The sequence below is a fragment of the Mycobacterium sp. E136 genome (assembly GCF_001666865.1).
Lineage (GTDB): Bacteria > Actinomycetota > Actinomycetes > Mycobacteriales > Mycobacteriaceae > Mycobacterium.
Map to the genome: position 1 here is coordinate 48416 of NZ_LZJE01000393.1, position 10015 is coordinate 58430.

The following is a 10015-nucleotide window of genomic DNA, read 5'->3' on the forward strand; positions in this document are numbered from 1 at the left end:
TATTGTGTCGCTCAGGTCCGGATCTGGGGTTTGAGCGCACCGAGATTCCGCTCGCGCATCACACCGGTCCACAGGCCGACACCGTAGGCGATGTCGTCGAGGCGCTTGAGGAGGATGTAGGTGACCAGCCCGACCCGCTGGGTATCGTCTTCGGTGTTGCGGCTGCGCGTCAACCAGTCGACGATCCCTTCCACCACCGCGGCCACCAGTACCACCTGACGGCATCGTCGAGACAGCAACGCGGCGATGAGTGCGAGCGGCCAATAGTGTCGGCAGATCGCCGAGGCCAGCTGCATGGCGGCGGACCACAGTCCGTGTGCGGCCACCACCGCGATGTCCTTGGGTTCGGTTTCGACGCTCGACAGCGACTTGGCGATGCGGCGGCCGGTGATGGCGGCGACGACGACCGAGGCCAGATATCCGATGGACGATCCCATCGCCATCAGTATCCAGGCCACCAGCGTCCAGCCCGAGATCACCAGCGGGGCGGTCTTGCCGGGATGGCGGACCGACAGCGGTGCGGCGGCCTCACCGTAGAAAGACCTGCGCACGAACCACTCTCGTAGTTGAGTGCGGTGGTCGTGGGCCACCAGGGCGATGGGCTCGTAGCGCAGGCGGGCGCCCGACTCGATGAGTCGCCAGCACAGATCGACGTCCTCGCCGGCGTTCAGCGTCTCGTCGAAGCCACCGACCTCGCGCAGCATCGCCCGGCGGCCGATGATCGCCGCACTGGGAACATAGGAGACCGTGCCGTACGGCATCACCGGTGCCTCACGCAGGCCGAGGTCGAGCGACGACCGGACCGCCTCGTAGCGGGCGACCAGATTGTCCGGTTCGCGAAGACCGACGATGCGAGGCGCCACCAGGCCGACGGCGGGATCGCAGAAGTGCCCGAGCAGTGCCTCCAGCCATCCGCGCCGCGGCACGACGTCGCTGTCCAGGAAGGCAACGAAGTCGGTGGTGCACGCGGCCAGTCCGGTGTTGCGGGCGGCCGCGGGACCCCGGCTGTGCTCGTGCCGCAGCACCCGCACCTGCGCGTGAACGTCGGCGAAGTCGGTGTCCTCGATCGGCATGGCCGAGCCGTCGTCGACCACGATGACCTGCAGGCCACGCACGGCGGTCAGCAGCCGCCTGACGCCAGAAGCGTTGTCGCGCACCGGGATCACCACAGTCACATCGCGATGCGACGGGCCGCTGGCAGGACGCGGATGTGCCACCGTCGCGTCGAGCAGCGTGCGCGCAAGCTGGGCGCTGACGGCGTCGTGCACTTCGAGCCGACCGCCGCTGAGCATCGTCTGGGCGGCGGGGGCCAAGCGAAGGAGACGAGTAGGTGAACCGCCGAGGAGGGCCGACCCCTCGCCGAGCACCTTCACCCGGCGGTCGACCTGAACGGCGAAGCCGTCGGGCAGCCGCGGCCCGGTCATGTCAGCATCCCGTCGCGGTCCGGAGCCCAGCGCGTGATCCGCCGAAGGCATGTCCCGACCATATCGGGAAAAATCCGCGAGCCGTCCTCCACGGTGGCGGTCGTGGGATCGCCGAGCACCCCGACCTCGCTCACCGCGGCGACACCACCCCGGCGCAGCTCTCCAATCAGCTCGCGCAGGGGCGCGACGTTGCCGGGCACCCGCTCGTCGACGCGGACGTCCTGGGGCGAAATATGTAGCAATACAGACGTTTCGGTATGGCCGGCGTGCGCGTCCGCACCCGCGACGGTGCAGGAGCACCAGCCCGCGTCCCGCCCTTCGTAGCGCAGCAAAGCGGTCGCGGCGGCGAGCGCCTCGACGTTGCCGCCGTGGCCGTTGACGAAGACCAGCCGGGACGCCCATCGCGATGCCGACCTGCCGAACTCCACCAGCAACAGCCGCAGCGCGGATGTCCCGATCGAGACGGTGCCGCTGAACTCCTCGTGCTCGCCGCTGGCGCCGTAGCCGATGGCCGGCGCGACCAACCAGTTCGCTTCGTCGCGGTCGGCCAGCCGGTCAGCAACCGCCCGGCACACGGCGGTCGCGATCCGCGTGTCGGTGTCCAGCGGAAGATGGGGGCCGTGCTGCTCGGTGGAGCCGACCGGGACGAGGAGTGCTGACGTGGTGCTCTGCAGCTGCTTCGACGTCGCATTCGCGAGCTCGCTGACAGATGGCACTCGCCGATGGTAGGCCGAATTCACCTGTCGTGCGCCAATTGTTGAAGCAAGCACAGCGATTGATTCACCGATTTCTCCGCCAGCGGCGCCGGTGTCGTCCCCCCTGCCCCCTGCGCCCCGCCTGTACCAGCACGTTCCCGGACGCAGGGTCGGCCGTCAGGACGTCGAGCCTCCGGGCACCCCGAGTGCGCGGACGAACCCGGGCGGGACCAGCACGTCGTCGGGCACAAGATCATGTACGGATGCTCGGCCCAGACCCATCAATGCAGAATCGATGCCTCCGCGCAGCACGTCGAGAACGTTCTCGACGCCGGCCTGCCCGTTGGCCGCGAGGCCCCACAGGTAAGCCCGGCCGATCATCACCGCGCGGGCGCCGAGCGCGACGGCCTTGACCACGTCGCTACCCCGGCGGATGCCGCCGTCGAGCACCACCTCGATGTCGTCGCCGACCGCCTCGACGATCGGGCGCAGCGCGCGGATCGACGCGGGCGTGCCGTCCAGGTTGTTGCCGCCGTGATTGGACACCGAAATCGCCGAAACACCGGCGTCCACAGCACGTTTCGCGTCGTCGACGCGCATCACACCCTTGAGCATGAACGGACCGCCCCACAGCTCGCGCAGCCAGGCGATGTCCTCCCAGGTCGGCGGAGGAGTTCCCATCCACTCGCCGTAGGCGGCGAAGAACGGCGGACCGTCCTCGCCGCGCGCGGCCTGGTTGGGCACCCGCAGGTTCGGCGGCCGCAGGGTCTTACCCCACTGCCACATCCAGCTCGGCCGCGTCAGACCGGTGGGGAGCATGCGCAAGGTGGTGCGCAGGTCCATCTGCTCGGGGATCTTCGGGCTGCCCCAGTCGCGGCCGTGGGAGAAGCTCCAGTCCGTGGTGACGATCAGGCCGACCGCACCCGCTTGGCGGGCCCGCTCGACGCGGGCCGCGATCGCATCCCGGCCGCCCAGCCAGTACACCTGGAAGAACAGTTTCGGGTTGGCCGCGATCACCTCTTCGATCGGCTTGCTCGCAAACGACGACAGGCCCATGGCCGTACCGCGCGCGGCCGCCGCACGCGCGACCGCGACCTCGCCGTCCGGGTGGACGGCCTGCACACCCGTCGGCGAGATCAGAACGGGCAACGAAATCTCTTGTCCCATAACGGTGGTGGCGAGATCGCGCTTCTCCGTCGCTCCGACCACGTGCGGCGCGAAGCCCAACTCGGCGAACGCGTCGACGTTGTCGGAGACCGTGACGCCCTTCTCGCTCGCAGCGATGAGCGCCGAGTACACCGGCTTGGGAAGTCGACGCTTGGCCCGTTCCTGGGCGGCGGCGACGGTTTCGAACCACGTGGCGGCCATGATCAAACCGGACTCTCGTTGCAGAGGCGTTTGGGAGGCGTCGTGAGCAGCTTGAGCATCACCGGACCGGACCGCGAATGGTCGACGCTGGACTTGGGCTTGACCCGCTCACGGGCCAGGGCGGGTGCGCCGTAGCCCTCGACGCACTCGGGGTCCGGGCCGTCCATCGGCAGCCCGGTGAAGAACTTGGCGGCCATGCACCCGCCGCGGCAACTGTCGTAATGATCGCAGCTGCTGCACGCGCCGGCCGACTGCGGTTCACGCAACTCGCGGAAGAGCGGCGCGTTCTTCCATACATTCTGAAAACCGCCGTCGGACAGGATGTTTCCGGCGTGGAAGCGGTCGTGGATGGCGAACGGGCAGGCGTAGACATCACCGACTGGGTCGATGAGGCAGACGACGCGCCCGGCCCCGCACAGGTTCAGGCCGGCGAGCGCGCCCGGCTCACCCAACCCGGCGAGGTGGAAGAACGAGTCACCGGTGAGCACGCGCTCACCCTTGGCCACCAGCCAGTTGTAGAGCTGGACCTGCTGGTCGGCGGTGGGGTGCAGGTCATCCCACACATCGGCGCCGCGGCCCGACGGCCGTAACCGGGTGATGCGTAACGTCGCGCCGTATTGGTCTGCCAGGGCGGCGAATTCGTCGAGCTGGTCGACATTGTGGCGGGTGACCACCACCGAGATCTTGGCATCCTTGAAGCCCGCGTCGGCGAGGTTCTGCAGCGCCCGGGTGGCCATCGCGAACGAGCCTGCGCCGCGCACGGCGTCGTTGATCTCCGCGGTCGCACCGTCGAGCGAGATCTGCACGTCGACGTAGTCGCTGGCCGCCAGCCGCGCCGCGACCTCCGGGGTGATGCGCACGCCGTTGGTGGAGAACTTCACGCCGACGTGGTGGGCGGTGGCGTAGTCGACGAGCTCCCAGAAGTCCGAGCGCACCGTCGGCTCGCCGCCGCCGATGTTGACGTAGAAGACCTGCATGCGCTCGAGCTCGTCGATGATGTCCTTGCACTGCTGCGTGGTCAGCTCACGCGGGTCGCGCTTACCCGACGACGACAGGCAGTGCACGCACGCCAGGTTGCAGGCGTACGTCAGCTCCCAGGTCAGGCAGATCGGGGCGTCGAGACCGTGCTCGAACTGCTCCACCAGCTTCGGCACACGGACAGTTTCCGTTGATGTCATTGCGGCACCAGCATTTTCGATCGAGCAAGCACGCCAAGCGCTTGCAGGTACGGCGCCTGCTGGGTGTCGTCGATACCGGCGGCACGGCAGGCCGATCGTACGTCGGGATATTCGGACAGCGTGTTGACGACGTCGACGATCGTCCGGTTCTTCAGGAACGACAGCTTGCGTGTCCCGAAGTGGTAGAGCAGCGCCCCGAACGGCTCCGGCCGCACCGCCACCTGGTGGTGCAGCCGCCAGCCGACTTCCGGGTCGAATGCGGTGCCTTGCTCAGACGCCGCCGACGACGAGGTCACGATCAGTAGACCCCGCACATCCCGTCGATCGACACCTCTTCGACGAGCGTCTCGGTAACCAGCTCGTCGTTCTCCACCTGCTGCTTCGGTTCCATCTCGCTCCGCCTTTCAATATCACCGGTTCTCGACAACTGTGATCGAGGTCGCAATAATATGGCATCGAGTGCCTAAATGGAAAGGGGACCCCCATATGGGGCCGGACCAGCACCGGGCGGGCCGCCGGCGCTCGACGACGTGGGACCACATCAGCAATGTGGCGATCGAGCTGTTCGCCGCGCGCGGTTTCGACGACGTCAGCGTCGACGACATCGCCGAGGCCGCCGGGATCGCCCGGCGCACGCTGTTCCGCTACTACCCGTCCAAGAACGCGCTGCCCTGGGGGGACTTCGACGCGCATCTGGCCCACATGCGGGATCTGCTCGCCGATCTCGACCCCGAGGTGCCGATCGGCGAGGCGCTGCGCACGGCGTTGCTGGCCTTCAACAGCTTCGACGAGGCGGAGACGGCGCGGCACCGCATGCGCATGCGCGTCATCCTCGAGACGGCCGCGCTGCAGGCCTATTCGATGACCATGTACGCCGGCTGGCGCGGCGTGGTCGCCGACTTCGTCGCCAAGCGCCTGGACGCCACCGCCGGCGACCTCGTCCCGCAGACGGTGGCGTGGACGATGCTCGGCGTGGCCCTGTCCGCCTACGAACATTGGCTGGCCGACGAGGCGGAGCCGTTGTCGACGGCGCTCGGCGCGGCGTTCGACACCGTCGCCGACGGCCTGTGGGTCCTCGATCGCTGAATCACCGCGGCGCACTCGGTCACCGCGATAGCTTTGGGGCCGTTGCGGAAAGGACACCGATGGCCGAGGATCGCTCCGACAAGACGGGTCACGACCTGTTGTTCGACTCGCTGTGGACGAAGGGCACCGCGTTCACCCACGACGAGCGCCGCGAATTCGGTTTACTGGGGCTGCTTCCCACCGCCGAGAAGACTCTCGAGCAGCAGACCGAACATTCGTGGCGAGAGTTCAGCAGGCGTCGCGAGCCGCTGGACAAGCACATCTACCTACGAAACCTGCAGGACCGCAACGAGACGTTGTTCTATCGGCTGCTGCGCGACCACATCGCCGAAACCATGCCGATCGTCTACACGCCGACCGTCGGCGAGGCGTGCCAACGCTTCAGCGAGATCTACCAACGTCCGCGGGGGTTGTTCGTCTCCTATCCCGACCGCGAATACCTGCGCGAGGTGCTGCGCAACCGTCCGCGCCGCGAGGTCGACGTCATCGTCGTCACCGACGGACAGCGCATCCTGGGGCTCGGCGACCAAGGCATCGGCGGCATGGGCATCCCGATCGGCAAGCTTTCGCTGTACACGCTCATCGGCGGCATCGACCCGGCCCGCACGCTGCCGATCGTGCTCGACGTGGGCACCGACAACGTCGAGCTGCTCGAGGATCCGCAGTACCTCGGCTGGCGTCACCGCCGGATAACCGACGACGAATACTATTCATTCATAGACGATTTCGTCGCCACTGTGCGTGAGGGGCTGCCCGATGTGCTTCTGCAGTGGGAGGATTTCGCCACCGCGCATGCACTGCCGATCCTGCAGCGCTACCGCGATCAGCTGCTGACATTCAACGACGACATCCAGGGCACCGCCGCGGTGACGCTGGGGGCGCTGCACGGCGCGGCCAAGGTGGCGGGGCGTCCGCTGTCGGAGCAGCAGGTGGTGATGCTGGGCGCCGGCTCGGCCGGCATCGGGGTTCTCGGGATGGTGCACCGTCAGATGGTCACCGAGGGCCTGTCTGCGCAACAGGCGCGTGAGCGGATCTGGGTGGTCGACATCAACGGCCTGCTCACCGACGACCGCACGGATCTGTCGGCAGATCAGCGCATGTTCGCGCAACCGGCCGATCGGGTCGCGAGCTGGGGATTGTCCGGACCCGCCCAACTGGCCGACGTCATCTCTCACGTCGACGCCGGTGTACTCCTCGGATTGTCCACCGCCACAGGCGCGTTCACCGAGGACATCGTGCGCGAAGTGGCCGCGAAGGTCGACCATCCGATCATCTTTCCGTTGTCGAACCCGACCAGCCGCGCGGAGGCCCACCCGGCCGAACTCGACGCCTGGACCGACGGGCGCGCATTGGTGGCGACGGGTTCCCCGTTCGCGCCGTTGCAGCGCGACGGCGTCGAGCGGCCGATCGCGCAATGCAACAACGCATACATCTTCCCCGCGATGGGACTGGCCGTCACCGCCGCACAGGCGACCCGGGTGACCGACGAGATGATGCGCGCGGCGGCGGCTACGCTCGGCGAGTCCTCCCCCGCCCTCGGCGATCCTTCAGCACCCCTGTTGCCCGCGTGGTCGGACGTCCCGCACGTGGCGGTGCGGATCGCCCAGGCCGTCGCCGAACAAGCCGTCGCCGACGGCGTCGCCCCCGCGCGCAACTCCGCGGAACTGGCCCAGCGAATCGCGGACGTCCGGTGGACGCCCGAATACCGGGACTGAAAAAGTTTCGACAAGACCGTCGGAGTTCGGCGCGCAATGGCGACGATAAGGGTGTGAGCGCCGAACCGCACGGCACCGACGCTCCACGGCAACTGCTGACGCTGTACGACGAAGCGCTACCGGTGGTGTACGGATACTTCGTCCGCCGCTGCGGTGACCGTGGAACCGCCGAAGACCTGACGTCGGAAACCTTTCTGGCGGCGATGGATGCCGCCAGGAAGACCGCTCCGCCGCCGATGACCGTGCCGTGGTTGCTCGGGGTGGCGCGCCACAAGCTGGCCGACCACTACCGGCGCCGCCACGACCGGTTCAGCACCCCGGTCGCCGACCTGCCCGAACCGGTCGAGCCGCCGGACGACTGGGATGCCGAGCTCGACCGCATCGTCGCCGAGAGCGTGCTGGCCAAGCTGCCCGAACAGCACCGCACGGTCCTGGCACTGCGCTACATGGACGACTGCTCGGTGCCCGAGTGCGCCGAACTGATCGGCCGCACGGTGCATGCCACCGAGGCGCTGCTGGTGCGGGCCCGCAGGGCATTTCGCGCTCACTACCCGGAACCGGAAGGGAGGCAGCCGTGAACAACAGCCACGATCCGCTGGACGTGCTGCGCGGCGACGAGCTTCCGGTCGCCCCCGACCCGGCGTTCGCCGCCCGCCTGCGCGCGCGGCTGGAGTCGGCGCTTTCGCTGCCCAATCGAACCCAGGAGGTTGTCATGAGCGGCACGGACACCGCACTCGCCGAACTGTCCGACACCACATCGATCACGCCGGACACGCGGCCTCGCTCCGCTGCGCTGCCGTACCTGGCCGTCGCCGATGCGCGCCGCGCCATCGCCTGGTACGGCGACGCGTTCGGCGCGACGGTGGTCGGCGAGCCCGTCGAGATGGACGACGGTCGCATCGGCCATGCCGAGTTGGCCGTCGGCGACGGGGTGTTCTACCTCGCCGACGAGTATCCCGAGATCGGCCTGAAAGCACCGTCACCGCAATCGGTTTCGGTCAGCTTGCAGCTGAACGTCGGCGATACCGACACGACACTGGAGCAGGCCCGGCGGCACGGCGCGCAGGTACAACGCGAACCGTACGAGAACTACGGGGCCCGCAACGCGGCGATCATCGATCCGTTCGGCCACCGCTGGATGCTCACCGGGCCGGTGACGGGCACGGCCGTCCCGATTCAGCACGGCGACGTCGGCTATGTCTCGGTGTGGGTGCCCGACGCCGAGCGGGCCGCGGCGTTCTATGGTCACGTCCTTGGTTGGCACTACGATCCGTCGACGCAGCAGGTGACCAACACCGACCAGCGGATCGGCATCTTCAGCGTCGACAGTCCGCAGGGCATGCTGTGCTGCTACGCGGTCACCGATCTCGACGGTGCGCGGCGCTCGATCATCGACGGCGGCGGCACGGTCGGCACCATCGGTGAGTTCGACTTCGGGACCGTGCTCGACGCCACCGACGCCGCCGGTACGGCGTTCGCGGTCTTCCGGCCGGCGCCTGGAACGCCGCGCCCCGCGCTCAACGGCACTGGGCCAGGCGAACTTTCGTACATCACCTACCAGGTGCCGGACTCCGCGGCGTTCAAGGCGTTCTACAGCAGGGTGCTGTTCTGGACGTTCGAGCCCGGGCGCATCGACGACGGCTGGGGGGTGCGCGAGACGCACCCGATGTCCGGTGTCGCCGGCGGCAACTCCGAAGCGGTGACCGTGCCGATGTGGACCGTCGCCGACGTCGACGCCGCGGTGGCGCGGGTGCGCGAGGCCGGCGGCACCGTCATCGACGAGCCGTCACAGCAGCCCTACGGGAAATCCGCGCTGTGCGCCGACGACCAGGGCGTCCGGTTCTACCTCGGCGAGCACTAGTCAGCCAAGGAGGTCGGCGATGGGTGCGCGCGCCGCGATCTTGGCGCGCGCCTTCATCACCTTGCCCGGCATGCCGCCGCCCACGACTCCGGCGACCAGGCCGTCACGCTCGTAGTAGGCGAGAAATTTGCGCCCGTCGTCCTCGACGATGTGGACGACGTCTTCTGCCTCCGGTTCGCCCAGACACTGGATCTTGACGTCGTACTGATCGCTCCAGAAGTACGGCACGGAGACCGCGGTCGGAGGCTCCTGCCCCAGCATCGTGGGCACCAGAACCCGGGCCTGGTCGGCGACGTTGCTCCAATGCTCAACGCGCACTTGATGTCCGAGGTTGTGCCGCCATGAGGCGACATCTCCGATGGCCCAGACGTGCGGTGCACTGGCGCGGCCGTGGTCATCGCAGACGACGCCGTTGTCGAGTTTGATGCCGCTGCCCTCGAGCCACTCGGTCGCCGGATGCGAGCCGATGCCGACGACCACCAGATCGGCGAGCTGGTTGCCCGGGTGCACCGCGCCGAGGGTGTCGACGTCCGCTGCGGTGTGGGCGTCGCGGAGGTGCACGGTTCGGATCGCGTCGAGAAGGTGGTGCTCGGCGACGGCACCGAACTCGACGCCGATCTGGTGGTCGTCGGCATCGGCTCGCATCCGGCGACCGAGTGGCTCGAGGGCAGCGGCATCAAACTCGAGC

At 68.3% G+C, this 10015-nt stretch carries 11 protein-coding genes and 1 pseudogene; 5 read left to right on the top strand and 7 right to left on the bottom strand.

The annotated features are described in order from the left end of the window. Window positions 1–11 precede the first annotated feature (11 nt). From mftF to mftA, 6 genes are all read right to left on the bottom strand, one after another. Complete coding sequence (mftF, locus tag A5698_RS26855) at window positions 12–1424, bottom strand: mycofactocin biosynthesis glycosyltransferase MftF (RefSeq protein ID WP_068303320.1); 1413 nt, start codon at window positions 1422–1424, stop codon at window positions 12–14. After that, window positions 1421–2164 (bottom strand): mycofactocin biosynthesis peptidyl-dipeptidase MftE, encoded by a 744-nt coding sequence (mftE, locus tag A5698_RS26860; protein ID WP_068303322.1) that lies wholly within the window; start codon window positions 2162–2164, stop codon window positions 1421–1423. The genes mftF and mftE overlap by 4 nt, the downstream gene beginning before the upstream one ends. A 132-nt stretch (window positions 2165–2296) precedes the next feature. After that, the gene (gene mftD, locus A5698_RS26865) at window positions 2297–3487 is read right to left on the bottom strand and encodes a pre-mycofactocin synthase MftD (RefSeq protein WP_068303325.1); all 1191 of its coding nucleotides are present in this window, start codon (window positions 3485–3487) and stop codon (window positions 2297–2299) included. Window positions 3488–3489: 2 nt separating this feature from the next. Next, window positions 3490–4665 carry a mycofactocin radical SAM maturase gene (gene mftC, locus A5698_RS26870; RefSeq protein WP_067090972.1) on the bottom strand — a complete coding sequence of 392 codons (1176 nt, stop codon included), beginning with the start codon at window positions 4663–4665 and terminating at the stop codon, window positions 3490–3492. Further along, window positions 4662–4979, bottom strand: a complete 318-nt coding sequence (gene mftB / locus A5698_RS26875; RefSeq protein ID WP_068303328.1) for a mycofactocin biosynthesis chaperone MftB — start codon at window positions 4977–4979, stop codon at window positions 4662–4664. The genes mftC and mftB overlap by 4 nt, the downstream gene beginning before the upstream one ends. After that, a complete protein-coding gene (gene mftA, locus A5698_RS29920; RefSeq protein WP_067090967.1) occupies window positions 4964–5056 on the bottom strand; it encodes a mycofactocin precursor MftA in 93 nt (30 codons plus the stop codon). The genes mftB and mftA overlap by 16 nt, the downstream gene beginning before the upstream one ends. Before the next feature lie 95 nt (window positions 5057–5151). Here mftA and mftR point away from each other — a divergent pair, with 95 nt between their 5' ends. The 4 genes from mftR to A5698_RS26900 are packed head-to-tail and all read left to right on the top strand — an operon-like array spanning window position 5152 to window position 9327. Next, a complete protein-coding gene (mftR, locus tag A5698_RS26885; RefSeq protein WP_067090964.1) occupies window positions 5152–5751 on the top strand; it encodes a mycofactocin system transcriptional regulator MftR in 600 nt (199 codons plus the stop codon). A 59-nt stretch (window positions 5752–5810) separates the two neighbouring features. Continuing rightward, the gene (locus A5698_RS26890) at window positions 5811–7466 is read left to right on the top strand and encodes an NAD-dependent malic enzyme (RefSeq protein ID WP_068303331.1); all 1656 of its coding nucleotides are present in this window, start codon (window positions 5811–5813) and stop codon (window positions 7464–7466) included. Window positions 7467–7519: 53 nt separating this feature from the next. Further along, window positions 7520–8044, top strand: a complete 525-nt coding sequence (locus tag A5698_RS26895; RefSeq protein WP_067090960.1) for an RNA polymerase sigma factor — start codon at window positions 7520–7522, stop codon at window positions 8042–8044. Then, the gene (locus A5698_RS26900; RefSeq protein WP_068303334.1) at window positions 8041–9327 is read left to right on the top strand and encodes a VOC family protein; all 1287 of its coding nucleotides are present in this window, start codon (window positions 8041–8043) and stop codon (window positions 9325–9327) included. The genes A5698_RS26895 and A5698_RS26900 overlap by 4 nt, the downstream gene beginning before the upstream one ends. On the opposite strand, the pseudogene A5698_RS26905 reads toward A5698_RS26900, so the two are convergent. Then, window positions 9328–9816: pseudogene (locus A5698_RS26905) on the bottom strand (FAD-dependent oxidoreductase); the annotation flags it as partial. Between A5698_RS26905 and A5698_RS29195 the strand changes: the two are divergent. After that, the coding region (locus tag A5698_RS29195; RefSeq protein WP_502688998.1) for an FAD-dependent oxidoreductase at window positions 9784–10015 on the top strand (232 nt) is incomplete at its 3' end. The pseudogene A5698_RS26905 and the gene A5698_RS29195 sit on opposite strands and share 33 nt — an antisense overlap.